General features: G+C 73.0%; 21 protein-coding genes. 12 read left to right on the top strand and 9 right to left on the bottom strand.

Translation table 11 applies throughout. From position 1 onward, the window contains the following. Position 1: 1 nt before the first annotated feature. The 3 genes from AB0L65_RS26660 to AB0L65_RS26650 all read right to left on the bottom strand — a co-directional run bounded on the left by AB0L65_RS26660 (position 2) and on the right by AB0L65_RS26650 (position 6,199). Positions 2 to 3,112 (bottom strand): tubulin-like doman-containing protein, encoded by a 3,111-nt coding sequence (locus AB0L65_RS26660; RefSeq protein WP_364250092.1) that lies wholly within the window; start codon positions 3,110 to 3,112, stop codon positions 2 to 4. 7 nt (positions 3,113 to 3,119) lie between these two features. Further along, a complete protein-coding gene (locus AB0L65_RS26655) occupies positions 3,120 to 5,291 on the bottom strand; it encodes a vWA domain-containing protein (RefSeq protein WP_364250089.1) in 2,172 nt (723 codons plus the stop codon). A gap of 290 nt (positions 5,292 to 5,581) precedes the next feature. Beyond that, positions 5,582 to 6,199, bottom strand: a complete 618-nt coding sequence (locus AB0L65_RS26650) for a TetR/AcrR family transcriptional regulator (protein WP_364250086.1) — start codon at positions 6,197 to 6,199, stop codon at positions 5,582 to 5,584. Positions 6,200 to 6,273: 74 nt separating this feature from the next. Between AB0L65_RS26650 and AB0L65_RS26645 the strand changes: the two genes are divergently transcribed. The 3 genes from AB0L65_RS26645 (at position 6,274) to AB0L65_RS26635 (ending at position 10,656) form a co-directional block, all read left to right on the top strand. Next, on the top strand, positions 6,274 to 7,752 hold the full coding sequence (locus AB0L65_RS26645; protein ID WP_364250083.1) for an FAD-dependent monooxygenase: 1,479 nt from the start codon (positions 6,274 to 6,276) through the stop codon (positions 7,750 to 7,752). Between the two features lie 82 nt (positions 7,753 to 7,834). Next, entirely contained in the window at positions 7,835 to 8,377 is a 543-nt protein-coding gene (locus tag AB0L65_RS26640; RefSeq protein ID WP_364250080.1) for a hypothetical protein, read from the top strand. After that, positions 8,374 to 10,656 (top strand): bifunctional polysaccharide deacetylase/glycosyltransferase family 2 protein, encoded by a 2,283-nt coding sequence (locus AB0L65_RS26635; RefSeq protein WP_364250077.1) that lies wholly within the window; start codon positions 8,374 to 8,376, stop codon positions 10,654 to 10,656. Before AB0L65_RS26640 ends, AB0L65_RS26635 begins: the two co-directional genes overlap by 4 nt. A gap of 6 nt (positions 10,657 to 10,662) precedes the next feature. Here the strand turns inward: AB0L65_RS26635 and AB0L65_RS26630 are convergent, their stop codons facing one another. Further along, positions 10,663 to 11,187: a helix-turn-helix domain-containing protein gene (locus tag AB0L65_RS26630; RefSeq protein ID WP_364250074.1), complete on the bottom strand. Its 525-nt coding sequence runs from the start codon at positions 11,185 to 11,187 to the stop codon at positions 10,663 to 10,665. 82 nt (positions 11,188 to 11,269) lie between these two features. On the opposite strand from AB0L65_RS26630, the gene AB0L65_RS26625 reads away from it, so the two are divergent. Further along, positions 11,270 to 12,637 (top strand): MFS transporter, encoded by a 1,368-nt coding sequence (locus AB0L65_RS26625; protein WP_364250072.1) that lies wholly within the window; start codon positions 11,270 to 11,272, stop codon positions 12,635 to 12,637. Positions 12,638 to 12,700: 63 nt separating this feature from the next. On the opposite strand, the gene AB0L65_RS26620 is transcribed toward AB0L65_RS26625, so the two are convergent. After that, the gene (locus AB0L65_RS26620) at positions 12,701 to 13,636 is read right to left on the bottom strand and encodes an NADP-dependent oxidoreductase (RefSeq protein WP_364250069.1); all 936 of its coding nucleotides are present in this window, start codon (positions 13,634 to 13,636) and stop codon (positions 12,701 to 12,703) included. A gap of 294 nt (positions 13,637 to 13,930) precedes the next feature. On the opposite strand from AB0L65_RS26620, the gene AB0L65_RS26615 reads away from it, so the two are divergent. From AB0L65_RS26615 to AB0L65_RS26605, 3 genes are all read left to right on the top strand, one after another. Further along, on the top strand, positions 13,931 to 15,154 hold the full coding sequence (locus tag AB0L65_RS26615) for an MFS transporter (protein WP_364250066.1): 1,224 nt from the start codon (positions 13,931 to 13,933) through the stop codon (positions 15,152 to 15,154). A gap of 117 nt (positions 15,155 to 15,271) precedes the next feature. Next, entirely contained in the window at positions 15,272 to 16,639 is a 1,368-nt protein-coding gene (locus AB0L65_RS26610) for an ATP-binding protein (protein WP_364250063.1), read from the top strand. A gap of 131 nt (positions 16,640 to 16,770) precedes the next feature. Next, entirely contained in the window at positions 16,771 to 16,971 is a 201-nt protein-coding gene (locus tag AB0L65_RS26605; protein ID WP_350739375.1) for a hypothetical protein, read from the top strand. Here AB0L65_RS26605 and AB0L65_RS26600 read toward each other — a convergent pair. Then, positions 16,954 to 17,217 carry a hypothetical protein gene (locus tag AB0L65_RS26600; RefSeq protein WP_364250060.1) on the bottom strand — a complete coding sequence of 88 codons (264 nt, stop codon included), beginning with the start codon at positions 17,215 to 17,217 and terminating at the stop codon, positions 16,954 to 16,956. The two genes, AB0L65_RS26605 and AB0L65_RS26600, sit on opposite strands and share 18 nt — an antisense overlap. 20 nt (positions 17,218 to 17,237) lie before the next feature. Here AB0L65_RS26600 and AB0L65_RS26595 point away from each other — a divergent pair, with 20 nt between their 5' ends. The 3 genes from AB0L65_RS26595 to AB0L65_RS26585 are packed head-to-tail and all read left to right on the top strand — an operon-like array spanning position 17,238 to position 20,007. Continuing rightward, entirely contained in the window at positions 17,238 to 17,774 is a 537-nt protein-coding gene (locus AB0L65_RS26595) for a TlpA disulfide reductase family protein (RefSeq protein ID WP_364250057.1), read from the top strand. Beyond that, a complete protein-coding gene (locus AB0L65_RS26590; RefSeq protein ID WP_364250054.1) occupies positions 17,771 to 19,558 on the top strand; it encodes an ABC transporter ATP-binding protein in 1,788 nt (595 codons plus the stop codon). The genes AB0L65_RS26595 and AB0L65_RS26590 overlap by 4 nt, the downstream gene beginning before the upstream one ends. Further along, positions 19,555 to 20,007 (top strand): S26 family signal peptidase, encoded by a 453-nt coding sequence (locus AB0L65_RS26585; RefSeq protein WP_364250051.1) that lies wholly within the window; start codon positions 19,555 to 19,557, stop codon positions 20,005 to 20,007. Before AB0L65_RS26590 ends, AB0L65_RS26585 begins: the two co-directional genes overlap by 4 nt. Before the next feature lie 55 nt (positions 20,008 to 20,062). Here AB0L65_RS26585 and AB0L65_RS26580 read toward each other — a convergent pair whose 3' ends face one another. Next, the gene (locus AB0L65_RS26580) at positions 20,063 to 20,545 is read right to left on the bottom strand and encodes a hypothetical protein (protein ID WP_364250048.1); all 483 of its coding nucleotides are present in this window, start codon (positions 20,543 to 20,545) and stop codon (positions 20,063 to 20,065) included. Between the two features lie 57 nt (positions 20,546 to 20,602). Then, positions 20,603 to 22,123 (bottom strand): serine/threonine-protein kinase, encoded by a 1,521-nt coding sequence (locus tag AB0L65_RS26575; RefSeq protein WP_364250045.1) that lies wholly within the window; start codon positions 22,121 to 22,123, stop codon positions 20,603 to 20,605. 118 nt (positions 22,124 to 22,241) lie between these two features. Between AB0L65_RS26575 and AB0L65_RS26570 the strand changes: the two genes are divergently transcribed. Both AB0L65_RS26570 and AB0L65_RS26565 read left to right on the top strand, forming a co-directional pair. Next, a complete protein-coding gene (locus AB0L65_RS26570) occupies positions 22,242 to 22,673 on the top strand; it encodes a hypothetical protein (protein ID WP_364250042.1) in 432 nt (143 codons plus the stop codon). A 39-nt stretch (positions 22,674 to 22,712) separates the two neighbouring features. Beyond that, positions 22,713 to 23,441: a winged helix-turn-helix domain-containing protein gene (locus AB0L65_RS26565; RefSeq protein ID WP_364250039.1), complete on the top strand. Its 729-nt coding sequence runs from the start codon at positions 22,713 to 22,715 to the stop codon at positions 23,439 to 23,441. Positions 23,442 to 23,444: 3 nt separating this feature from the next. Here the strand turns inward: AB0L65_RS26565 and AB0L65_RS26560 are convergent, their stop codons facing one another. After that, positions 23,445 to 24,107 (bottom strand): class I SAM-dependent methyltransferase, encoded by a 663-nt coding sequence (locus tag AB0L65_RS26560; protein WP_364250036.1) that lies wholly within the window; start codon positions 24,105 to 24,107, stop codon positions 23,445 to 23,447. Between the last annotated feature and the right edge of the window lie 17 nt (positions 24,108 to 24,124).

Below are 24,124 nucleotides of genomic sequence, written 5' to 3'. Positions count from 1 at the left end.
CTCACTCCCCGAGGAGCGCGTCCAGGTCGCGCAGGTTGTAGGCGACCGCCTCGGCGACCCGCTCGAACGGCAGGTCCAGGGCGGCGGGCAGGGTGTGCGCCCAGAAGGCGATCAGCTGGTCGGCCCGGTTGCGCGCGCCCGACGGCAGCTTGGGCACCATGATCTCCAGCAGGCCGAGCTGGTCGGCGGACATGCCGGTGACGAGGTGGTAGAGCGGGTCGGGCACGGTGGGGGCGCCCGCGAGGCCCTTCGGGGTGGCGTTCATGAGCTGCTCGCTGACCAGGCTGCGGAACTCCTCGTCGCCGCCGATCACCCACTGCTCGTAGGCCCGCAGCATGCTCGGCCAGGAGGAGGCCTTGCCGTACCCGGTCAGCGGGAGCGTCATCGAGCCGCCCTCGACGTCGATGCGGATCCGCGCCGGCGAGCTCAGCTCGCCCTCGACCACGCTGACCCGGCCGTTCCACAGCAGGCAGAGCAGCCGGTGCAGGATCCGGACCCGGTGCTCCTCGGTCGTGGCCAGGTAGCCGAAGTCGTAGCCGAGCCGCTGGCGCCACTTCAGGTGGTCCTGCGGCCGTTCGTCGCGCAGCGCGTCGGCCCAGCTGTGCAGCACCTCGCGCAGCTCGCGGACCTGGGTGACGCTCATCGACGTGCGCAGCTGCACCACGGTCACCGAGTCGGCGTCGATGTTGCGGTAGTCGGGCACGCCCGGCAGGTCGATCCGGTCCTTGAGGAACCGTTCGAGGGCCGGGTCCTTGGCCGGCGCCGGATAGGAGACCAGCACCTTCAGGTCGCCGGTGCCGTCGGGGGTGAAGCCGCCCGGCACCAGGTCGGCCAGCTTGAGCTGGAACTGCCGCACGTGCGGGTCGTCGCCGCCGCCCGAGGCGGCCTGGGCGAGGATGTCGGCCAGCGAGGGCAGCAGCGGCTGCTCGCCCAGCGCGGCGGCCTCGTCCTGGTCCTTGAAGAGCTTCTTCACCTCCAGCTTGATCCGGTCGCGCACCCAGGTGAGCGCGTCGGCCGGCTTGCCCGTGCGCCAGGCCAGGTCGTAGGCGTGCCGCCAGCCGTCCGGGCCGATCAGCGCGTTGGCCACGGCGGCCTCCCCGTCGGTGGGCCGCAGCAGCTGCCGGGAGACGAAGACGTCGACGAAGCGGCGGACGACCGCGTCGTAGAAGGACTCCGCGCCCGCGGGCGGCAGCAGGTGGTAGACGCCCACGCGGGTCTCGTAGAGCTCGCCGGCCCGGCGCGCGAAGCGCTCGGCGTCGGCCTCGGCGTGCTCGACGAAGACCTGCGTGAACTCGCGCACCTCGCGGATGAGCTGCTTGCGGCGCGGCTCCCAGCGCGGCATCTGGTCGGCCCACGCCCGGTGCCAGAGCCCCTGGCTGCGCCACAGGTACCAGGTGTCCTGGTCGGCGATCGAGGCCTGGACCTCGGGGTCGGTCCACTGCACCTTGCGCAGCAGCCGGTCGCGCATCGGCCGGGGCTGCGGCGGGGCCTCGGTCATGTTGTCGTACGGCTTGCGCGGCTGCGCCCTGCGCTGGTCCAGGAGCCCGGCGAAGCCCAGCCGGTCGGCCTCGTGCACGTCGCCGGGCAGGCCGACCACCACCCGCCGCAGCCGGAACGGGTCGACCTGGCCGAGCGCTTCGAGCGCGCCGCGGCGCACGTCCATCTCCTGGGCCAGGGTCGGCACGACGCGGTTGAGCTGCCGTTCGAGTGAGGCCAGGTTGTCCTCCATCGCCCGCATCCGGTTGGCCAGCGACTTCTGGATCTCGGCCGCGCCGGTGGCGGGGCGCACGTCCGGCAGCGGCAGCGGCTCGCGGGTGTTGAGCGGCTCGAGGTTGGTGGTGGTGAACATGCGCCGGATCTCGTCGATGTTGCTCTCGGCGGCGCCCGGCGGCACGGCTTCGAGCTGCGTCACCGCGCGGGCCAGCAGCCGGGAGCTGACCAGGTCGGCCAGCTCCTCCACGGGGACGGTCATGGAGGAGACGAAGGCCGTCGAGACGCCCCGGTTGCCGATGCCGGAGGCCGCCGCCACCTCGCGTTCCACGGCCCGGTTGATGAAGTCGTCGGCGAAGGAGGACTCGCCGCGGTCCTCCATGCCGCCGCCGTCGCCCGTGGCGTGCGGCTGGGTGCCGGCCAGCGAGACGATCAGGGAGGCGATCGAGCGGTGCAGGTCGTCCCGCGCCACACCGGGCGGCATGGTGAACAGGAACGCCGTCTGCACGGTGCCGGTGGCCAGCCGCACCTCGCCCCTGCCCGGGTAGCGCACGCCGAGCTCGCCGGCGATGCCCTGCTCGTCGATCTGCGTGCCGGCGTGCGGCGCGTTCTGGTCGTCGACCAGCCGGAACAGGTCCAGCAGGCCGGCGCCGGCGTTCAGGCGGGCCCGGCGGCCGCCGCCCTTGCCCTCGGCGAAGGCCGACGGCATGACGACCAGCGGGTAGATCCGCGCCCTGATCTGGTTGCGGGCGAAGGCGTCGCCGATCAGGTGCAGATAGTCGTAGAAGATGCCGCTGCCGGTGCCGCCCGCCACCGAGTAGGCCACGAAGACGTCGCAGCTGCGTCGGAGCCGGCCGCCCAGCCCGGCGAGTTCGCCGCCCGAGTTGCTGATCGCGCCGATGGCGTCGTCGATGCCCTGCACCACCGGCCCGGGGCCGTGCCGCATCCGCTCGAACAGCGCCGCCCTGGCCACGGTGGGCAGCTGCCCGGCGCCGCGCATCAGCGGGGCGATCAGCGGCTCCTGCTCACGCGGCGGCAGCCAGTCCTTGACGTGGTCGCTCAACGTCGCCCGCAGGCTGCGGGCCACCTCCGGGTAGGAGTCGAACTTCGGCACCACGTCGTGGATCAGGTGGGCGGTCCGGGCGGCCGCCGGGAACTCCCGCTCGGTCGGCACCACCCGGCGCCGGGTGCGGGTCAGCTCGGCCTCGTTGAGGTCCACGTAGACGAACTGCAGGCAGGAGGGCAATTCGTAGGGCTGGTAGTTCTGCCAGCTGAAGTTTCTGATCAGGTCCATGCCGTCCGGACCGCACAGCTCGTCCCGCAGCCGCCGTTCCAGTTCCACTCCGACCCGGCAGCCGGTGCCGCCGAGCCCCACGAACATCATCGGATCGAAGATCCTCATGCGCCCCTCAAATCAGGTCGTCGCCTGGCATAGGTCTGTGGGTCCTGCTCTGGGACGGCTCCCGCGAGCCGTACACGGGTTGTTCCGCGCCCTTGACCCGGGCGTCGTCGACGCCGAGGAACATGCCGCCGGTCAGCGGGATCGGGCGTCCCGGGCGCAGCGGCTCCAGCTCCTGTCCGGACGGGTCGCGGACCAGGACGGTCTGGCCGCCGCCCCGGCGGGCCGTGTAGCCGGTGCCGAACGTGCGCACCAGGCGGCCGGCGGAGATCTCGAAGGTGAACTCGGGCCCCTCGCCGAGGGGCGCCTGCATCTTGCTGACGTACGGCTCGCCCGGCCGGTCGAAGAGGTAGAAGGTCAGCTCGCTCGGATCGGCCGCCCGCAGCCGCGCGCGCCTCCTGAGGAGCAGCAGCGGCAGGGCCACCGCCAGGATCAGCAGGAGGACCAGGAGGGCCTGGAGCAGCCGCTGCCACAGCGGCGTGGGCGGCTGCACGTCGACGTCGACGAACTCCTCGGCCACCACCTGCCCGGCCGCGTCCACGACCTGGACCGAGCCGCCGACCGGGCCCTTGGGCGCCTGCGCGCCGATGCGCAGCTTGAGGGCGTGCTCGGAGGCGCCCGCCGGCGCCTGGAGCCGCTGGACGGACAGGCTCACCGTGCCCGGGACGTCGACGAGCCGCAGGGCGAGCTGGGCGGGCTCGGCGTCGTTGGTCACGCGTACGGTGCCGGAGACCTCCCCGCCCGGCTCGACGGTGGCCGCGTCGAGCTGCACCTGGGCGCGGAGCCGGTCGGCGGGCCCGGCGACGCGGGTCGCGTAAGGGCGCTCGTCGCCGGCGACGCCCGGGCCGGTGACCTTGCCCAGGAAGGACAGGGCGCCGGTGGCCGTGGCCGGGATGGTGACCTGGCCGGAGTACTCGCCGTCGCTCTGGGCGCGGTCCGGGCCGTCGCCCGTGTCGCGCAGGTCGACGGGGAGCTCCTGGAAGCCGTCGCCGGACATCCGGGCGGTGAAGCGCAGGCCCTCCAGCGCAGCCGGGTCGGTGATCGTGCCGGTCCTGGTCTGCAGGCGCAGCCGGATGGCCACCTGCTCGCCCGGACGCGGCCGGGGGTTGCTCAGGGAGATCGAGGCGCGCAGCGCGCCCTGCCAGACGACGGTCGCGCTGACGTCCTGGCGGCTGACGCCCGGCGGCGAGGTCAGCTGGACCCGCCACTTGCCGGGCAGCGGGTTGCGGATGCGCAGCGACTCGACCGGGCCGGCCTCGCCGGCGACCTGGAAGGTCGAGTCGTTCTGCTCGCCCTGCTTGGGCACCTGGTTGCCGTCGGGGTCGAAGTAGGTCACCCGGATGCGCCGGTCGCGCTTGACCACCACGATCGAGCCGTCGGTCGCGATGATCGGGATGTTGACCTGGAGGTTGACGGTGGCGTTCGGCTCGAGGGAGTCGGTGACCGACTGCTCGATGCCCGCGCACCGGGCGTAGGCGAACGCCTCCAGCAGCGATCGCTCCACGTCCGCCGAGCTCGCGACCACCCTCGCGCGGGGCGTGGCCGTCTCCTGGTCGCCGCAGGGCTGCCGCCAGCCGCCCGCGGCGAAGGCGTCGAGGCTCGTCTTGTCGGCCGAGCCGAAGCCCAGCGGCCAGATCTGCACGCGCGCCTTCTCGGCGTCCCGCAGGCTCCGGTCGATCTGCGCCCGGGCGTTGCGGTTGCGCGCCTGGGCGTCGGCGCCGTACTGCGGGCTGTTCCTGACGTCGAGGACGCCGTCGGTCAGCAAGAAGACGATCTTCGCCCGCTGCTGGTCGTCGGGCGTGTTCATGATGTCGAGGGCCTGCTCCAGGGCGGCGGCGTGGTCGGTGTCGCCGCCCTCGTCGCTGGTACGGCGGCGCAGCTTCTCCACGCACCGGCTCAGCGACTCGCGGTCCTGGGCCGTCTCCACGCCGGTCAGCGGGCAGGCGATGTCCACGGCCGCCTGGCCCGGGCCGTTGGAGCTGCCGAAGCCGACCACGGCCACCTGCGACTGCGGTGAGAGCTCGCTGAGGGCGATGAGCTGGGAGGCGGCCCGCTCACGGGCGACGTCCTGGCCGGACAGGCTGCCCGACTCGTCGACCAGGACGACCACGCGGACGGGTTTGACGTCGGAGGGCTGCGAAGCGCTCGCGGCCGTAGGTAAGAGCGCCACAGCAGCGGTCATGGCCAGGGCGAGAAGGGACCTGAGGGATGAAGTGACGCGCACATTTCCTCACAGTTGCCGTTTTACCTATCCGCAGAACGGAGAGAGGCCACCAGAAGTTTCTGTCGCAGTTATGGGCGCAATGGAAGTCTGATTAATGGGGTCCGAAATTTAGCCTCGACGCAGACATATGGCAATCCTAAGGGGAGAAATGGCGGGTCAGGCGGCGGATGAGCGATGTGTGAATCCGCTGGTCACATTGGCCACATTGTTCACTTGACTCACAAAACCGACATAAGGGGCATTTCCTGTCAGGGGTGGTGGGCGCGGATGATGAGGTCGGCGGCGTCGGCGGCGATGGCGTGCCGCCGTTCGGGCCGCAGCGGCAGCGTCCCGTACGCCGTCTCGACCCGTCCCTCGGTGATCACCAGGTGCGAGAACTGGCGCGCCGCCCTGGCCGGGTCCGGGACCCGCAGCCGCCCGTCGGCGTCGCAGTCGCGCAGGTAGTCGACCACCGCGCGGTCCGCCGACGCCGAGCTCCCTCGCCAGGTGCGCTGGAGCTCCGGATGGTGCGCCACCTCCGCGATGGTCAGCCGGTGCAGCGCGGACACGCGGGGTGAGAGCGCGATGTCGAGGATCCGCCCGCCGAGCGCGGTGAGGCCCTCGCGCGGATCGCCGCTCAGGACGACGTCCGCCGTGCCGTCCGCATCGCCTGCGCTCACCGCCGACCTGGCCTCCTGGATCGCGGCCAGGAACAGCTGCTCCTTGTCCCCGAAGTGGCCGTACACCGTCTGCTTGCCCACCCCCGCCACCGCGGCGATGGCGTCCACGCTCGCCCGGGCGTACCCCTGGTCGGTGAACACCTTGATCGCGGCGTCGAGGATGGCCCGGCGCTTGGCCGGGGAGCGTCGCGGGCCGTGCTCGGCCATGGTCTGTACCCACTTTCTCCGGAGGAGGGCTAGTCTACGAGACGAGACGGTCTAGTCTAGTTTGGGGAGTGACGATGGACGCCGACGTCATCGTGGTCGGGGCCGGGCCCGTGGGGCTGCTGCTCGCCGCCGAGTTACGGCTCGCCGGAGCCAGGCCGCTGGTGCTGGAGCGGCTCGCCGAGCCGAGCGCCGAGCCCAAGGCGCGGGGGATCGGCCCGCTGGCCGCCGAGGCGCTGCGCCGCCGGGGGCTGGGCGGGGCCCTGGACGCGTACCGGGAGCAGGGGCTCGCCGACAAGGCGCGCGACCACGGCAGCGAGAAGGGACACTTCGCGCAGATCTTCAAGATCGACCCCGCGCTGCAGGAGGAGCCGGACCGGGTCGGCGCGCCGATCTGGCAACGGGAACTCGAACGGGTCCTCGCCTCGCTCGTCGGAGACGAGGGTGTCGTGATGCGCGAGTGCGAGGTCGTCGCCCTGACCCAGGACGACTCCGGCGTCACCGTCACCGTCGCCACCCCGGCCGGGGAGCGGCGGTTCTCCGCGCCGTACCTGGTCGGCTGCGACGGGGGACGCTCGACGGTGCGCAAGCGGGCCGGGTTCGACTTCCCCGGCACCGAGCCCACGAGCGTCGTACGGCGGGTCCTGGCCGACGCCCCCGGCCTCGACCGCCTCCCCGCGTCGGGCTGGACCTCCACGGGCAGGCTGATGCGGGCGCCCGGGATGGTGGCCACGATCGAGTTCGACGGGTTCCCCGAGGATCGCGGGCTGCCGCTGACCGCCGAGGAGATGCGCCAGAGCCTGCTCCGGGTGACGGGCGTGGACGTCGAGATCGCGCGGGTGCGCGGCCCGCTGCGGTTCACCGACGGCGCGCGCCAGGCGGCCACGTACCGGATCGGCCGGGTCCTGCTGGCCGGCGACGCCGCCCACGTCCACTCGCCGAGCGGCGGCCAGGGGCTCAACCTCGGCCTCATGGACGCCGTCAACCTGGGCTGGAAGCTCGCCGCCACCGTCGCCGGGCGCGCCCCCGAAGGGCTGCTCGACACCTACACCGCGGAACGCCACCCCGTCGGCGCCGCCGTCCTGCACAACACGCGCGCCCAGTCCGCGCTGTCATTGCCGGGGGAGCACGTGGCGGCCATGCGCGACATCGTGTCGGACCTGCTCGACCTCCCGGACGTCAACCGCTACTTCGGCCGGATGCTGAACGGGCTCGGCGCCCGGTACGCGTTCCCGTACCCGGCCACGCACCCGCTGACCGGCCGCGCCTGCCCGGACCTGCGGCTGGTGACGAGTCCGGGGGAGACCCGCACGATCTCGGAGCTGTGCGGGGGCGGGCGGGCGCTGCTCGTCCACGCGCCGTCGCAGCCGGAGGTCGAGCGGGCGGCGGGGCCCTGGCGTGGGGCGCTGGACGTGGTCGAGGCCACCGTGAAGGATCGCGACGATCTGGCGGCGGCGCTCGTCCGGCCGGACGGAGCGGTCGCGTGGGCGTCCGGCCCCGGTCCCGCCGACACGGTCACGCTGACGGCCGCCCTCGGCACGTGGCTGAGGCCCTGACTGGACATGTCTGGTTGCTTTGGGGTTGATGTCAAGAATGCCCTAGTTTCTCTAGTTTGCTCCCTGTCACTACGATTTCCGCGTGCCTCCTGAGCAACAGAACACGACAGCCGTCTTCGTCAACCAGAGTGGACGGCGTCGAAGGCTGATCATGATCGGCTCGATCGGCGCGAGCGTCCTGGCTCTCGCGCTGCTCGCCGTCGTGCTCGCCGGAATGTTCTCCAGCACCACCCTCTCGGTGAACGGCTGGCCGGGCGACCGCTCAGGAGCGGCGGACGGCACGGCTTCGCCGGATCGCACGCCGACGCCTTCGCCGAAGCGGTCCGAGCGGCCGACCCCCTCCGCGACCCGCCCGGAGACGACCCGCCCGCCGTCGCGCCGGCCGACCCCCAAAGCCACCGGCCAGGTCCGGCCGTCGGCGACGTCCGGGCAGTCCTCGCCGCAGCAGGCGCGGCCCACGCCACGGCCCAGCACGGATCCGGCGCCGAGCAGCGACCCCACCACGGATCCCGCGTCCGATCCCACAGCCGATCCCACCACCGGCCCCGCGGACAACGAGGCGCCCGGCCAGACCAAGACGCCGCCGGGACTCGATCCGAACCGGACGAAGGGCCCGAAGAAGTGAACGGCCCACCCTGGCACGACAAGCTGGTCTGGCCGGCCGCGCCGCTGCCCGCCTGGCAGGACCACACCGCCCGGCAAGGCGACGAACGGCCGCACAACCCGCCCGCGCCGACCGCGAGACCCCCGGCCGACCCCAAGGGCCACTGGTTCCCGCTCGCCGTCTGCATGCTGCTGGCCGCCGCCGCGCTGGTGCTCAACGGGTACGTGACCAACGTCGGCGGTGAGACCCAGGCGCCCCCGCCCTCCACGGACTCCCCGACCCCGGAGCTGGAGAAGGTCCGGCGCGGCGGCCCCGTCCTCAACATCACGGCGAAGGGGCCCGCCAGCGCCCGCCTGCCGGCCAGGACCATCGCGCTGACGTTCGACGACGGCCCCGACCCGGCGTGGACCCCGCAGGTGCTCGACATGCTGAAGAAGTACGGCGCCAAGGCCACCTTCTTCACCGTCGGCTCCAAGGTGGCGCAATACCCCGACCTGGCGCGGCGCATCGTCGCCGAGGGGCACGAGCTGGGCAACCACACCTACTCGCACGCCGACCTCGCGGCGCTGCCCGCCTGGCGGCTCAAGCTGGAGCTGTCGCTGACGCAGCGGGCGCTGGCCGGGGCGACCGGGCTGCACACGACGCTGGCCCGCCCGCCGTACTCCTCGACCCCCGCGGCGATCTCCGGGCCGCAGTGGGCCGGCATGAAGGCCCTGGCGGCCGAGGGCTACCTCGTCACGCTGACGGACCTCGACACCAAGGACTGGAGCCGCCCCGGGACGGCGAACATCGTGGCGTCCTCGCTGCCGGCCAGAGGCCGGGGCGCCGTCGTCATGATGCACGACTCGGGTGGCGACCGGCGGCAGACCGTCGAGGCCGTCGGGGCCGTCCTGCGGGAGCTGAACGGCAAGGGCTACCGCGCCGTCACGGTGACCAAGGCGCTCGGCATGCCCTCGGCGCACCAGCCGGCCGGCGGCGCGGAACGGTTCGCCGGCTCCGCGCTCAACCTGGCCCAGCGGGCTTCGGAGGCGTTCGCCGGCGTGCTGGCATGGGTGCTGCTGGCCGCGGGAGCGCTCACGGTGGGGCGGCTCGGCTTCTTCGCCGTGCTCGCCTGGGTGCACGCGGCCCGCAACAGGGGCGGCAGGCGGCGCAAGGGCCGCGCGCCCGTGTGGTCGGCGCCCCCGCCGGTGACCGTGATCGTGCCCGCCTACAACGAGGCGGCCGGGATCCAGGCGACGGTGCGGTCGCTGGTGGAGACCACGTACCAGGGCCCGCTCGAGATCCTCGTCGTCGACGACGGCTCGACCGACGGCACCGCCGAGCTGGCGCAGGCGCTGGGGCTGCCCGGCGTACGGGTGATCCGCCGGCCCAACGGCGGCAAGCCGGCCGCGCTCAACACCGGCATCGCCCAGGCCGCCCATGAGCTGCTCGTCATGGTGGACGGCGACACCGTCTTCGAACCCGCCACGATCGGCCACCTGGTCCGCCAGCTCGCCGACCCCACGGTCGGCGCGGTGAGCGGCAACACCAAGGTCGGCAACCGGCGCGGCATGATCGGGCGCTGGCAGCACATCGAGTACGTCATCGGCTTCAACCTCGATCGGCGCGCCTTCGAGCTGCTCGACTGCATGGCCACCGTGCCCGGCGCGATCGGGGCGTTCCGCCGTTCGGCGCTCGTGGCCCTGGGCGGGGTGAGCGCGGAGACGCTGGCGGAGGACACCGACCTCACCATGGCACTGTGCCGGGCCGGATGGCGCGTGGTCTACGAGGAGAAGGCCCTGGCCTGGACCGAGGCACCGACCTCGCTCGGTCAGCTGTGGAAGCAGCGCTACCGCTGGTGCTACGGCACCGTGCAGGCGATGTGGAAGCATCGGCGCGCCGTCCTCGAACCAGGCCCGTTCGGCCGCCGCTGCCTCGGCTACCTGGCGCTGTTCCAGGTGCTGCTGCCGTTGCTGGCCCCCGTCGTCGACCTCATGGCGATCTACAACACGGTCCTGGGCGATCCGCTCCCGGTCGTCGCGGTATGGGCCGGTTTCGTGGTGGTGCAGGCGCTGACGGGCTGGTACGCGCTCCGCCTGGACGGCGAACGCGCCTCCGCGCTCTGGGTGCTGCCGCTCCAGCAGTTCGTCTACCGCCAGCTCATGTACCTCGTGGTCATCCAGTCCCTGGCGACGGCCCTGCTGGGCGTGCGGCTGCGCTGGCACACCGTACGGCGGGAGGGCACGTTCAGCGACTCCGGGCCGGCGGCGCCGGCCCCGCACGGGATCGACGGCGCCGAGCGGTTCGCGGACGCGAGGTGAGACACGTCAGGCGGTGTGCGGCAGGGGTTCGAGCATGCGGTGCGGGCGCCGTAGGGCGCGGCTGACGGGGTCGTCCCGGAGGAGGTCGGCGCCGGGGCCGGGGCGTACCTCGATCTCGGCCAGCTCGGGGCGGACGCCGCAGGCCGGGCACATGCCGTAGCCGTCGATCCTGGTGTCGCAGGGCACGTGGCAGAAGATCCGCCGCGGCTTGCCCGACAGGTGGCGTTCGCCCCAACTGCTCAGGGCGAGGGCGGCCGGCCAGAGCTCCTGCCCCATCTCGGTCAGGACGTACTCCTCGCGCGGCGGCGACTCCTGGTAGCGGTGGCGGCGCAGGACCCCGGCGTCCACGAGCGTGGTCAGGCGCTGGGACAGCACGGCCCGCGGGATGTCCAGGTGGGCCAGGAAGTCGCCGTAGCGGCGCACGCCGTACAGGGCGTCGCGGACGACGAGCATCGTCCAGCGCTCGCCGACCAGCTCCAGGGAGCGGGCGAGCGAGCAGTCCTGGCCGTCGTAGTTCTTGCCGAGCGCCATGACCCCCAGGGTAATTCATTCATTGAACCTTGGCGTGTTAGCGTGTGCCTCAATAGTTCAATGAATGAACCAAGGAGACGCCGTGACACTCACCCGATCGGCTCCCGCCCCGGCGGCCCCGCACGCGGCGGGCACGGTGGCCGTGGCGGCCTGCGCCGCCGCGCTGCTCGCCTTGGTCAACTACACGGTGCCGATGGTCACGCTGTCCCAGGCCGCCGCCGACCTCGGCTCGGGCCCCACCGGTCCCGCCTGGATGCTGAACTCGATCTCGCTCGGCCTGTCCGCGCTCCTGCTGGTCGCGGGCGGGCTCGCCGACGACCACGGGCGCAGGCGCGCCTACGTCGCCGGCACCTGGGCGCTGGCCGCCGGAGCCCTGCTGGCGGCGCTCTCCGTGAACACCGTGATGTTCGTCGGGGCCAGGTTGGTGCAGGGCGGGGCGAGCGCGGCCATGCTGGCGGGCAGCCTGGGCATGCTCGGCCACGCCTACCCGGGCGACCCGGACCGCGTCCGGGTGACCGGCCGCTACGGCGCGATGCTGGGGCTGGGCATCGCTCTGGGGCCGCTGCTGTCCGGCTCGATCGCCGCCGCGTGGAGCTGGCGCGGCGTGCACGTCCTGATCGCCGTCGCCGGCGCGGTCCTGGCCGTGGCGGCCGGCCGGGTGCTGCCGGAGTCGCGCAGCGACCGCCGCCGCCCGCACGACCTGCCCGGCGCGATCACCCTGGCACTCGGCACCGCCGCGCTGCTCGCCGGGGTCACCGAGGGCCGGCTGGGCTGGAACCGGCCCGTCGTGTACGCGTCGTTCGCCGCCGCGGTCGTGCTGCTGGCCGCGTTCACGCTGATCGAGAACCGCCGCCGCGAACCCCTCATCGAGCTCGGCCTGCTGCGCCGCCCGCTCTTCCTGGTGGCCACCTCGGGCGCGTTCGTCACCGGGATCGCCGTCATCGGGATGATGAGCTACCTGCCGACCGTGCTCCAGGTGACCCGCTCACTCACCCCGCTCACCAGCGCCGTGCTGTTCTCGCTGTGGTCGGGCATGTCGTTCCTGGCCTCCCTGCTGGCCCGGCACCTGCGCGTCCACTCGGGCGTCCGCCTCGCGCTCGGCCTGCTCCTGTCCGCCGCCGGAGCCCTGCTCACGCTCGGGGTCGCGGACGCCGCCCCCTGGACGCGGGTCGTCGCCGGCCTGGTGGTGGGCGGCGTCGGCAGCGGGCTCATCAACGCCTCGCTGACCCATCTGGCCATCGAGAGCGTGCCGCTCGCCCGGGCGAGCATGGGGTCGGGCGCCAACAACACCGCCCGGTACGTCGGCTCCTCCCTGGGCGTGGCCGCCATGGCCACCACGATCGGCGCGCTCGGCTGGCAGCACGGCACCGACGTCACCACGGTCGCCTACGCCGCCATCGCGGCCCTCGCCGCCGCCCTCACCCTCACCCTCGGCCGCTCCCGCACATGAGCGCGTCGCGCCACCGGAGCGTGGCGGGCTCAGGAGGGGTTGCGCCGTCGGACCGTGGCGGGCTCAGGGGACGAGGACCAGGCGGCCGCGCAGGCCGCCCTTGGCCAGGCGGTGGTGGGCGGCGGCGACCTGGTCCAGGGGCAGCGCCTCGGCCACGCGGAGGGTGAGGGAGCCGGCCTCGACCAGCGCGACCAGGTCCGCGAGGCGGGCGCCGTCGGCGCGGATCCAGTGGTCGAACACCTGGGTGCCGCGCAACGGCAGCGGCGCCCCGCCCGCGACCAGCGCGGCGAAGACGCCGCCCGAGCGGACGGCGTCCAGGGCCGCCGCCCCGGTCACCGCGGCGTCCAGCGCCCCGTCCACGCCGCCCGGCACGAGAGCGCGTACGGCCTCGCCCAGCCGCGCCGTACGCGGCACGAACCACTCGGCGCCGAGCCCGCGCACCAGCGGCTCGTCCTCGGCGCCGGCCACCGCGACCACCCGCAGCCCGCGCGCGGCGGCCAGCTGCACGGCGAACCCGCCCACGGCCCCGGCCGCGCCGGTGATCAGCAGCGTCCGCCCGGCGGCCAGCTCCAGCCGGTCGAGCGCCTGCACCGCGGTGAGCCCGTTGAGCGGCAACGTCGCGGCCTCCACCGGCGAACGGCCCGACGGCGCGCGGGTGACCGCGTCCGCGTCGAGGACGACGTACTCGGCCTGGGCGCCGAGCGGCACGTCGAGGCGGTCCGACAGGCCGATCACCCGCTCACCCGGCACGACACCGGTCACGCCGGGGCCCACCGCGTCCGCGGTCCCGGCCACGTCCCAGCCGATGCCGATCACGTCCCGGGCGGGCAGCAGGCCCGCCTCGGTGAGCGCCCCGGACCGGGTGGCCAGATCGACGGGATTGACCGTCGCCGCCTCGACCCGGACGCGGACCTGCCGCTCCCGGACCACGGGCACCGGCACGTCCACGATCTCCAGCACCTCGGGCCCGCCGAAAGCGTGAATGACGACTGCGCGCATCGATAACTCCCTCATCAGGTTTCGCTGCAACAAACCTACGGAGAGCTGCTCTCCATCGGGAAGTGCGCACTTCAGGGTGCGTACCGCACGCGTAGGAGCGCGGCTCGGATAACCTTTCCAGCCGAACCGGCCCCCTCCAGCACCTGCTGATCATGGTCTATCCCCGACGCGGCGACCAGGTCACAGTCCTGAAAGGCGGATGACGCACAACCGGCGGTTGTCCATCGGGCGCGTCGGTTGTTTGTTTCCCGGGCGCTTCCGGGTGTTGGATCGCCTCCGGCAAAAGGGGGCGGAATGGCAGAAGACACCGGGCTGGGGCGGGATTTCGGGTGGTTGTGGCGGGCCTTCGCGGTCAGCAGCCTGGGGACGATGCTGGCGCTGGACGCGATTCCGCTGATCGCCATCCTCGCCCTCGACGTGAGCGCGACCCAGGTGTCCTGGATCGCGGCGGCCGGCGGGGCGGCCGGCGCCCTGTTCGCGGTCCCGCTGGGGCCTTGGGTCGAGTTCCGGCCCAAGCGGCCGCTGATGATCCGAGCCGACCTGCTGCGCTTCCTCGTCCTGCTGACGGTGCCCGTCGCCTACGGCCTGGGGGTGCTGGGCTACGTACAACTGCTGGTGGTGGCCGTGGTGGTCGCCGCGGCCGACATCGTCTTCGTCGGGGCCAGTGGCGCGCACCTGAAGGCCCTCGTCCCCGAGCGGCACCTGACGCGGGCCAACGGCCGGTTCGAGAGCGCCATGTGGATCTCGACGGCGATCGGCCCGCCGGCGGGCGGCGCGCTCGTCGGCATGCTGGGACCCGTCGTCACGACCGTCCTGAACGCCACCAGCTACCTGCTGTCCGCGCTGGGCCTGCGCGCGATCTCCGCGCCCGAGCCCGCGCCGCCCGTGCGCGGCGCCGGCGCGTCGCGCCTGGCCGAGGTCGTCGAGGGCTGGCGCGTCATCGCCACGGACCCCGTGCTGCGCCTGCTGTTCGCCAACAACGCGCTCGTCTCCGCGCTCATCATGGCGACCGCGCCGCTGCTGACGTACCTGATGCTGAACGACCTGCACTTCACACCCCTGGAGTACGGGCTCGGCTTCGGCATTCCCTGCCTGGGCGGCCTGGCGGGCTCCCGGTTGTCCGCGCCGCTGGTCCGGCGCTTCGGGCAGCGCCGGATCCTGCTCGGCTTCGGCGTGGCCAGGGCCCTGTGGCTCGTCGGACTCGCCTTCGTGGGGCCCGGCACGGGCGGGCTCCTCGTCGTGATCGCGGTCGAGCTGGCGATGATCTTCTGCATGGGCGTCTACAACCCGGTCTACGTCACCTACCGGTTGCGCAGCGCTCCGAACGACGCTCTGGCCCGCGTTCTCACCGCCTGGACCATCAGCGGGCGCGCGGTCACCGCCGCCGCCACGGCCCTGTGGGGCGGGCTGGCCTGGTTGACGAGCGCGCGCACGGCGATCGCGGTGGCCGGGATCCTGCTGATCGGCACCGCCGCCCTCCTGCCCTGGCGGGAACGCGCGATGGCCGGTCACGTCTGAACACGGAGAGTATTCGCAAGCGACCCGGTACCCGTATATCCGCAGATCAGCCATCATGTTGCTAAGGGGGTACACGGGTGAGCGTCACTCGTGGTGATACGGGGAGGCCGGAATGAGATGGTGAAACGGCTGTTTCCACGCTCGATCCGGGCGCGGCTGACCACGGTCGCGACACTGGCGGCGGCGGTCGTCTTCACCATCACGGCCGCCATCACGCTCGCCACCGCGCCCGTCAATCTGCGCGGGGCCGTGCAGACCAGACTGGAGCTGGCCGTCCGCCGGGTGGCCAGCGAGCTGGAGTCCGGAGAGTTCCACACGGTGCTGCAGACGCCGTCGCGGGTCCAGCTCCTGCAGGTGGTCTCGGCCCGCGGCAACGTGATCGCGACCAGCCCCGGCGTGAGCAACATCCCGACCCTGATGAGGTTCCGGGCGGACCAGCCCGAAAAGATCTACATGACCGAGCTCACGCTGTCCCCCCACCTCACCGAACCCGAGGCCCACTACCTGGTCATGGCCCTGAAGGTGAGCTCGCCGATCGGCGTCACCACGGTGTACGGGGCGGCTTCGCTGACCGACGTGGACAAGGCCATCAAGTGGGTGGAAGTCCTGATGTTCCTCGGCATCCCGCTCATCCTGCTGAGCGTGGCCGGCATCGCGTGGGCCGTGGTCGGGGCCGCCCTGCGCCCGGTCGAACGCGTACGGGCCGAGATGGCCGAGATCACCGGCCAGGACCTCAGCAGACGCGTGCCCGTGCCCGACACCGGCGACGAGATCACCGACCTGGCCACCACCACCAATCACACCCTCGACCGCCTCGAACGCACGGTCGAGACCCAGCGCCGCTTCGTCGCCGACGCCTCCCACGAGCTCCGCAGCCCCATCTCGGCCCTGCGCACCCAGCTGGAGGTGGCCAGCGCCTATCCCGACGAGACGGACTGGAGGGCCACCGGCCAGCAGGCGCTGGCCGCCGCCGACCGCCTGACCGGCATCATCGACGAGCTGCTGATGCTGGCCCGGCTGGACGCCGGCGCGGTCGGCGAGCGCCGCGTGGTGGACCTGGTCCGCGTGGCGGAGGAGCAGGTCAACCGCCGCGCGGGCGGCCGGGTGCCGATCGTCGCCGACCTGTGCGTCTCGGCGCCGGTCTACGGCTCGCCCCTGCAGCTCGACCGGCTGCTGACCAACCTGCTCGACAACGCCACCCGCCACGCCGCCACCCGGATCGACCTGGAGGTGGCCGTGGAAGGCGACAAGGTGATCGTCACGGTGACCGACGACGGCGACGGCATCCCGCCGCAGGATTGGGAGCGGGTCTTCGAACGGTTCACCCGCCTGGCCCCCGCCAGGGCCAAGGACAAGGGCGGCAGCGGCCTCGGCCTGGCCCTGTGCCGCGACATCGCCGCGGCCCACGACGGCACCCTCAGCCTCGCCGACCACTCACCCGGCGCCCGCTTCGTGGCCGTCTTCCCGGTGCCCAAGCGCTCCTGACACCGCTGTTCGGAACTTTTCGGAACACGGCGTATTCCTTGTTAGGCCCGGGCACCCGGGTCAAGGTGAAGGTCATCCAGGTTCCCGTACCTCCAGCCATCCGTGCAGAGCACAGGGAAGGAATCACCCCGATGACCGCGACGATCGCAAGACTCGCCGACAACCTGCTCCAGCGCCTGGTCCCGCGCGCCGAGGCCGCGGCGGCCTGCCCCGGGTGCGGCTCCGACTGCCAGACGCGCTGCTGCACCACGGGGGCGCGCGTCATGTACATCACGTGCTGCCCGAGGATCGGCAGCACCGGCTGCAACTGCTACTCACGCGGCGACTGCTGACCGACGAGGGCGACGGCCGTCACCCGTGCCCCGGGCTCGCCGGCTCGCGGTGATCGTCGTCGCCGCCGAGGCGCTGGTGTGCGTGCTGTGCGTGCCGGCCGCCGTCTCGGTGGCGGGGCTGGTGGCCGTACCGTACGCGACCGGCTCCCTGCCCGCGCCCGCGCTGGCCGTCACGGCCGCGACCGCCGCGGTCGCGGCGCTGATCGTCTCCCGTCTCGACGAGCTCGTGGAGCTCTTCTCGCCCACCCACAACGAAGGGGAACAGCATGACCGTGCTCGTCGTCGCCGTGGTCCTGGTGGCAGCGCTCTGCCTGCTGGATCTGCTGCTGACGTTCGGGGTGATCAGACGGCTCAAACAGCACACCGTCCACCTCGAGGACCTGCTGCAGCGCCGGTACCTCGGCCAGGACATCCTGCCGGTCGGCTCGCGGATCGGTGAGTTCGAGGCGGTGACGGCCGACGGGCGGATCGTGTCGGGTAGCACGCTGACCGGCAACACCGTGGTGGCGTTCTTCTCGACGGAGTGCGGGCCGTGCAAGGAGGCGCTGCCGGGCTTCGTGGAGGCGGCGCGGGGGACGCCGGGGCAGGTCCTCGCCGTCGTCGCCGGTGACGCGGAGCGCGCGACCGAGATGGCCGAGCGGCTGGCGCCCGTGTCGCTGGTGGTGGTGGAGGAGATGGGCGGGCCGGTCAGCCGGGCGTTCGAGGCCAACGCCTTCCCCGGGTACTGCGTCGTGGACGCCGAGGGGTACGTGATCGCGACCGGGCCCGACATCATGCGGTCGCCGGTCGTGGCGATCGGGTGAGGTCGACCGCCGGACAGGCCCTGGCGCTGGTGTGGCGGGCCGCCTCCGGCACCCTCCTCGCCTACCTGGCGAGCGTGCTGCTCGCCTCGGCCGTGCCCGTGGTCATGGCGTGGCTGACCAAGCTGATCCTGGACGGCCTCGTCACGGGCGGCGTCCTCCTGCCGCCGGCGGCGGGCCTGGCCGCGAGCGGGCTGGCGGGGGCGCTCGCCCTGCAGGCGGGGCAGTATCTGCGGGCCGAGCTGGACCGGCGGGCCGGGCTGAGCGCGCGGGCCGGGCTGTTCACGGCGGTCGAGCGCTGGCGGGGGCTGGCCAGGTTCGAGGACCCGGCCATGCTCGACCGGCTGCGGCTGGCCGAGCAGAGCGCCGCCGCGCCGGGCCGCGTGGTGGACGCGCTGTTCGGCCTCGGGCGCGGGGCGGTGACACTGGCCGGGTTCGTCGGCTCGCTCCTGGTGATCAGTCCCGCGTTCACCGCCGTCGTGATCGGCTCGGCGCTGCCCGCGCTCGTCGCGGAGCTGCGGCTGGCGCGGGGGAGGGCTCGGGTGCAGTGGGAGATCGGCCCGGCCGAACGCCGCGAGCTGTTCTACGGCCACCTGCTCGGCAGCGTGGACGCCGCCAAGGAGATCCGCCTGTTCGGCCTGGGCGGCTTCCTGCGCGGCCGGATGATCGCCGAGCGACGCTCGGTGGACGCCGCCAAACGCGGCCTGGACCGGCGGGAGCTGGCCGTGCAGAGCGCGCTCGCGGCGCTGTCCACGCTCACCGCCGGAGCCGGGCTGATCTGGGCCGTGGGGAGCGGGATGTCGGTCGGCGACGTGTCGATGTTCATCGCCGCGGTGGCCGGGATCCAGGGTGCGATCGAGGGGCTGGTCGGCTCCACCGGCCAGGCGCACCACCAGCTGCTGATGTTCGGGCACCACGCCGCCGTGCTGCGCGCCGAGCCCGACCTGCCCTCACCGGGGGCGGGCGGGCCGCCGCCGCTGCGGCGCGGCATCGAGCTGCGTGACGTGTGGTTCCGCTACAGCGAGGAGCATCCGTGGGTGCTGCGCGGGGTCAGCCTGTTCATCCCGTACGGCCGGTCCGTCGCGCTGGTCGGCCGGAACGGAGCCGGCAAGAGCACGCTGGTCAAGCTGCTGTGCCGGTTCTACGACCCGCAGCGGGGCGCGATCCTGTGGGACGGCGTGGACCTGCGCGACCTCCCCGTCGAGGAGCTGCGCGCCCGGATCGGCGCGCTCTTCCAGGACTTCATGGCGTACGACTTCAGCGCCGCCGACAACATCGCCGTGGGCGACCTGACGGTGCTGGGCCGGGCGGCCCCCGTCGAGGAGGCGGCGCGGCGGGCCGGGGTCCACGACGTCCTGGCCCGGCTGCCCCGCGGCTACGACACGCCCCTGACCCGCATGTTCTTCGGCGAGAGCGAGGACGGCGAGCAGGAGACGGGCGTGCTCCTGTCGGGCGGGCAGTGGCAGCGGGTGGCCCTGGCCCGCGCCTTCCTGCGCGGCGACCGGGACCTGATGATCCTGGACGAGCCGAGCGCCGGGCTGGACGCCGAGGCCGAGTACGAGGTGCACAGCAGGCTGCGGGAGATCAGGGCGGGCCGGACCAGCGTGCTCGTCTCGCACCGGCTCGGCTCGATCCGCGACGCGGATCTGATCGCGGTGCTGGTCGAGGGGCGGGTGGGGGAGCTGGGGCGGCACGACGAGCTGCTCGCCCGTGGAGGTCTGTACGCGAGCTTGTGGGCGAAGCAGGCCTCGGGATACATCGACGCGGAGGAGCAGCGCATCCCATGATCTTCATTGTCGTCGCGGCACTCGCGGCCATGCTCTGGGTGCTCAGGAAGCGCTACCTGGTGGTGACGGTGCGGGGCTACAGCATGCGGCCCTCCTACGTGCCCGGGGAGAAGGTGCTGGTACGGCGGACCGCCGCGGCGAAGGTCCGGCGCGGCCAGACCGTCGTGTTCGAGACGCCGGGCCGTACGGGGGAGGGGGCGGTGGCGCAGGCCGCGCCGCCGCCTCCCGGCTCCTTCGTCGTGGACGTGGGGCTGCTGATCAAGCGGGCCGTGGCCACGGGCGGCGATCGCGTGGACTTTCCCGTTCCCGGGGCGGGGCCGGTCGTGCCGGAGGGGCATCTGGCCGTGCGGGGCGACAACGTTGACGAATCCTTCGACTCCCGAGATTTCGGATATGTCCCACCAGAGCGGGTGGTGGGCGTCGTGGTGCGCCGCCTCGGAGCACGTTAGCCACGCGGGTCGCCTTTGCGCAGGTCACTGCCCGCGCGGATCGCCTTTGCGCAGGTCACTGCCCGCGCGGGTCGCCGCCTGCGCGGGCCAGGTCGGCGAGCTCGGCGATGACCTGGCGGGCCGCGGCCTCGGTGATCGGGTCGGGGGTCCGGCTCGCCGCCGCCGCGATGAGCCGGTAGCCCAGGACGGCCAGCTCCTCGCCCAGCGGCCAGACCGGGTCGTCGGGCCGTGAGGCGGCCGGGGCGCGTACGGACCGGGCGGCGACGCGGCGGTGCGCGTCGAGCCAGGCCGCCGTCTCCTCCGCGCGGCAGCCGCAGGCCCTGGTGAAGGCCACGACCAGCTCCCGGCGGGGCAGCCGGTTACGGCCGAACGCCGAGGCCAGCGTGCTGTACGGCAGGAAGTCCCCGGCGGCCGCCGCGCGGGCTTCGAGCTGCCGGTACGTCAGCCCCGCCCACGCCTTGAGGCTGCGCAGCCCCGCGACGAACTCGGCGGGTGTGCGTAATCCGATGGACGGGACGGCGGCGGCATGGTCGGTCACGGGTGAAAGAGTCGATCAAGGAATGTTGAGCCCGCGTTGAGCATGCGTCGAGCGCCCTCAGCCCGGCCGGTAGTCGCGCATGTAGCGGGAGACCTTCTCGGTGTAGTCGCGCCACCGTTCGGGGATGCCGCCCGCCCGCTTCAGCGGGTCGACGCCGCTGCGGTAGAGGGCGGCGAGCTTCAGCGCCGGGTCGCCGGGCAGGTCCGCGACCCTGGGGCCCAGCGTGCACAGGAACCGTCCCATCGACAGGATCGACAGCTCCGGGCTGAACGGCGGCGCGGGCTTCGGGCTCTGCAGGCCGCCCGGCTGCCAGTACCACAGCACCGACGGGGTCCACCTGGAGATGCCGTACTCGTCCTTCACCGGATCGGACAGGCCGGGGTCGTAGCCGGACTCCGCCTTGAGCATCGCGGCGATCAGGGCCGGGCTGAGCCCGGGCTCCTGGCAGTACGTGCCCGCCTGCACGATCAGCTCGCGGTACTGGCGGGGGATGTCGGAGTCGTCCCGCAGCCACCGGCTGGTCGAGCCGATCGCGGGCGGCGTGCTCGCGGCCGCGCGGGTGCCGCCGGGCTGGTCCGGGCTCTGGGCGAGGTTGACGGCCACGACGGTGACGGCCGCCGCCGCCACGGCGGCTGCCGCACCCCCGGCGATCGCCCTGCGCCGGCCCTTTTCGGGCGGCCGCATACGCGCTTCCCCACCCGGCGACCGCCCCCGTGCTTCTCCGCCCGACAGCTGCCCCTGTGCTTCTCCGCCTGACGGCCGCACCTGCGGTTTCCAGTCCGACGGCGGCACGGCGGTGGACGACGACAGGGCTGAGGCGTAGGCGGCGGCGTCGGGCCAGCGGGCCTCCCTGCCGGGATCCAGGGCGCGCATCACGGCGGCGTCGACCGCCTCCGGCACCTCGGGACGCAGCGCGCTCGGCGGCACCCGCTGCTCCGGCTTGGCGGGCACCCTGCCGGTGAGCATGTGGTAGGTCAGCGCGCCCAGGCCGTGAACGTCGGCGCGCGCGTCCGGCGCGCCGTCGAAGTAGAGCTGCTCGGGAGCCTGGTAGCCGGGCGAACCCGCGGGCAGCGTCAGCCCGCTCAGGTGGTCGGTGGACCGCGCGATGCCGAGGTCGGCCACCATCACCCGCTCACCGCCCTCGGGACGCGAGCAGAACAGCACGTTCGACGGCTTCAGGTCGCGGTGGACCACCCCGATGCTGTGCAGCACGGCCACGCCCTGGCAGATGTCGCGCATCAGGCCGAGCGCCACGTCGACGGTGAGCGCCCCGCCGGACAGGCGGTCCTCCAGCGTGCCGCGGTCGGCGTAGGTCATCACGAAGTACGGGCGGCCGTCGTCGAGCTCGCCCACGTCGAAGACCTGCACGAGCAGGTGGGAGTCGGCCCTGCGCAGCAGGCGCGCCTCCTGGAGGAAACGCCCGCGCACGTCGGGCCGGCGGGCCCAGTTGTCGGCGAGGATCTTGACCGCCACCGGCGAGCGCAACTCGTCGTCATGGGCCAGATAGACGGAGGCGAACCCCCCGACACCGATGAGCTGCTCGATCCGGTAGCGACCTGCTTGGGACGGAGCCGTCATTCAGCTCATCATCGCCGATCATCGTGGATCCGTCCACGCGCCCTGGTAGCTACCAGGTTACGGAAACGGCCCCGCGCCCAGGAGGATCGACGCGGATACCGACATCGGGAGGAAAAGCATGATGAGTATCCGACGGGCCGCGCTCGCCGCGGCCTTCGGGCTGGCGATCGCGGGGGTCGCCGGCCCGGTTGCGGGGACCGCCGCGGGCGACGCCAGCCCGTGCGGGAAGCCGTTCCGGCACGGTAATGACACGGTCCAGAACTGCCCCGACTGGTCGCCGAGCGGGAGCATCCCGGTCTACGAGTCGCCGGCCAAGGGCAAGATCGTCGGCTACATCGATCCGGCGGGGGACGACTGGTACCTGTGCGAGAAGGCCGGGGCGAGCTACACGCTGGGCTCGTACCGGAACTACTGGTGGGCGGCCACCATGGCCGACAACGACAGGTGGGGGTACGTCAGCGAGGTCTACTTCCGCGGGGGCGGCAACGACGAGTCCGACGGCGGCCTGCGGGAGTGCAGGCGCCCGGGTGGCAAGCCGTTGCCCGTATGACCTGGACACCTTCACCGGCACGCGAGTAGGGTCCCGCGGATGCACAGCACCATCTTGATCCAGATGGCGGCGGCGCCGACCGACGACCGGCCGTACTCGCTGGAGCTCGCGCCCGGGGAGCAGGCGCTCTTCGGGCGCGGGGCTCCCGGCTCTCCCGTGGACCTCCGGCTGGACGACGCCGCGGTCTCCCGGCGCGCCGGCGAGATCGTCGCGGTGGGGGACTACTGGCTGCTGTCCAACCTCAGCACGTCGAAGACGTACGTCGTGGAGAACCCGGAAGGGGGCGGGGAGTTCGTCAAGGTGCCGCCGGGGCGGATCGGGGCGCCGATCCCGTTCGAGTTCTCCAGGGTGAGCCTGCCCGCGGTCGACGGCACGGTCTCGTTCCTGGTGTTCGCGCCGCAGCACGTACATGTGCCGCCGCACCGCGCCGACGAGGGCGCGGCCACGCAGGTCGCCTACCCGCTCGACCAGAACGCCAAGTACTTCCGCATCCTGGTGGCGCTGTGCGAGCCGCGCCTGCGCGACCCCTCGACGTCGCGCATACCGACGATTCCCGAGATCGCCGAGAGGCTCCCCGACCTGGAGCTGAGCCGTACCGCCATCGGTTTCCACATCGGCTATCTGGCCGAGAAGAAGCTGCACGTCAAAAGCCCGCAGGGCGGTGAGGGCAAGGCCGACTGGCAGCGTCACGCGCTGGTGTCGCTGGCGCTGAGGTTCGACCTCGTGACCAGCGAGCACCTGGCCCTGCTGCCGGTGCCCGGCCGCTGAGCGTCAGCCCGGCCGGAACGCCCTGACGGCCAGGACGGACGGTACGGGCCGCTCCTGCGGCTCGTACACGCGCCCGACGGCCAGCCCGGCGTCGACGAAGGCGTTCATCAGGTCGGACAGCGGCAGGTGGCTCATCCCGACCCGGTCCCGGACCCCGCCCTCGCGCCACCACGGCGAGCGCTTGTGCCACCCCTTGATCCGGTACGTGGGATGGATGATCACCGCGCCGTCCTCGCGGGATTCGATGTGGGGGCCGTTGAAGCACGGGTGCACCCCGTAGAACAGCAGTTGGCCGCCCGGGCGCAGAACCCTGGCCGCCTCCCGCAGCAGCCCGGCGAAGTCGGGGATGTCGGTCGAGACCCAGATCGCGGTGACCGTCCCGAACGTGCCCGTGGCGAACGGCAGGACCGTGGCGTCGCCCTGGAGGAGGGGCGCGGGGTCCCGGCGGCGGGCCAGGCGCAGCTGGTCGGCGGAGCGGTCGAGGCCGATGACGGTCCGGCCGGTGGAGCGGATGGCGTCGAGATAGAGGCCGGTGCCGCAGCCGACGTCCAGGCACGGCCCCTCACCGGGGCCGAGGAGGTCGACGATGTCCTGCGTGGTGACGTGGGCGCTGGAGCCGATGTACTCGTCGTACCAGTCGGCCTGGCCGTCATAACGCGCGGTCATGGTCTATGCATACCTGC

Origin of the sequence: Nonomuraea sp. NPDC052116 (assembly GCF_040680035.1) — a bacterium.
Classification (GTDB): Bacteria; Actinomycetota; Actinomycetes; order Streptosporangiales; family Streptosporangiaceae; genus Nonomuraea; species Nonomuraea angiospora_A.
The sequence above is the reverse complement of the archived record's forward strand: the minus strand, read 5'-3'. Positions and strand labels throughout refer to the sequence as shown.